The following is a 2,032-nucleotide window of genomic DNA, read 5'->3' as shown; positions in this document are numbered from 1 at the left end:
GTGGAAGGCGACCCGCTCGCGCTTGGCCATGGCGGCGGGGTGACAATATCCATAGTAGCGCACGGCACGCAGGCCGCGCGGCAGGACGTGGCGCAGGTAGCGTTTGACGAACTCGACGCCAGGGAGGGTGTCGATGCGCGGGGCGTTGTTGTTAGCTCGGTCTTTCCAGCGGAAGCTCACTTGGGTGTCGGTGATAGAAACGATGCGGGAGTCGCCGATGGCGGTGCGACAGACATATCTTCCGAGATACTTAATCACATTTTCACCGCTGCCAAATGGCTGGAGATGGATGCCCCAATCTTTGTTCCAAACGGCGGGATCGATGTCTGGCAGCTCGTGCTCCGTGGCGAGGGTTGCGAGGCCGTCGCGAAAGCGGGCGCGGAAAACACTTCTCAACGCGGGCTGCGGCACGAGGAAGTTCGCATTCTTCACCCGGACCACACGGCCGGTGACGTCGATGCCGGCACCCGGCACGATGCAGTGGAGGTGGGGGTGGAAATGCAGTCTCTGGTTCCAAGTGTGGAGAATCATGGTGAAGCCGCTGGTCGCCGCGCCGAGCCAACGGGGATTCGCCAAGGTGTCTGATAGGGCGGAGGAGGCAGCGGCGAAGAAGAGTTGATAGATCGACTTTGCCTGCGGGGTGAAGAACAGCGACCGCAGTTCCTCGGGCAAGGTGAAGGTGACCATGAAGTAGGGCGCGCCGACACGTTTGGCGAGTTGGCGTTCCACCCATTCCGCGGTGGCTTCCTTGCCGCACTGCGGGCAGGAGCGGTGGTTGCAACTGTGGAAGTGGAACTCGCGTTTTCCACACGGTTCGCAGGCATGGAGGTGCCCGCCCATTTCCGCACTGCGGCAATGGGTGATGGCCCAGACGGCGCGACGCTGTGCGCCGCCTAACACGTGGTGATTCTCACGCAGAAAGGCGGGCAGGAAGCGGCGCAGCGCGTCGATGACGGCGGCTGCCATGGTCTTTTCCTCCGGTGGCGAATCATTCTAACGGGGAAGCTCAAGGCAGAGCGTTTCCACCAGTTCGCGGCTGTCTTGCTCGCTGCGATGGGTCAGGTGAAGATAGATCATGGTGGTGTCGATATGGCGATGTCCTAGCAGCGCCTGCACCGTGTGCAGGCCCGCGCCGGCTTCCACTAAGTGGGTGGCGAAACTATGGCGCAGCGTGTGCATCGTGCAGACTGGAATGTTTAACTCCTTGCGTGCCGCGACGATGAGGCGCTGCAATGAGCTAACAGGCATCGGCCGCACTGCCTCATGCATGCGTTGTGCGACTTGGTCAAGTGGGCAGGCACCGCGGCCGACGTTAGGAAAGAGCAGCAGTGGATGGCGGTGCACGCTCCAGTAGCGGCGCAAGTCCTCGATCATGGTGGGAGAGATCGGCACCATACGGTCTTTGTTTCCCTTGCTCTTGCGAATCCATAACTTGCCGCCTTCCGCATCGATGTCGTGGATGGTGAGCGATAGGCACTCTGATAGACGTAGCCCGCAGCAATAGATGAGCTTCACCGGGATGCGGTAGCGACGCAGGCGGATGTGCCGGAGTAGATGGATGACTTCTCTGCGAGTCAGGACGGCGGGCAGGTGTTCCTCGTCCTTGGTACGGATCTGGGAGAAAATTTTCCACTCCTCACGCTCAAGCATTCCGACGAAGAAAAGCTTCGCCGCAGCGGCGGACTGGCGGATGGTTTTGGGCTTCCAACGCTTGACGGTTTTGACGTGCAGGAAGTAGTCGCGCAGCATTTCTTCGGTCATCGCGGCGGGATCGCATGGGGCTTGCTCATGGATGAGGCGCAGCTGGCGGTAGTAGGAATGCCGGGTGCGGGGCGCGTCAAAATGCAGCGCGAGATGCTTCGCGAAACTCAGCATCGAGGGATAAGGGTGCGAATCATAATCGAGCGGGTCGCGCTGGGCACATCCCCCGAACGGACGCAAGCCGGGCGGGAGCTTCTGGTAGCCCGCCTCGTCGGTTCTGTCGTCGGGCTTTTTGTCTTGGCGCGAGCGGCGGTTCGGGGTTGGATTCGCG

General features: G+C 61.2%; 2 protein-coding genes. Both read right to left on the bottom strand.

Features of this window, described 5'->3' with window-relative positions; genetic code table 11:
* A partial coding sequence (locus WBQ70_RS06545) for an IS91 family transposase (RefSeq protein ID WP_423911975.1) occupies window positions 1–966 on the bottom strand: 966 nt, incomplete at its 3' end.
* Between the two features lie 27 nt (window positions 967–993).
* A partial coding sequence (locus tag WBQ70_RS06540) for a tyrosine-type recombinase/integrase (RefSeq protein WP_423911972.1) occupies window positions 994–2,032 on the bottom strand: 1,039 nt, incomplete at its 5' end.

Origin of the sequence: Flavobacterium sp., from assembly GCF_049590715.1 — a bacterium.
Classification (GTDB): Bacteria; Bacteroidota; Bacteroidia; order Flavobacteriales; family Flavobacteriaceae; genus Flavobacterium.
The sequence above is the reverse complement of the archived record's forward strand: the minus strand, read 5'-3'. Positions and strand labels throughout refer to the sequence as shown.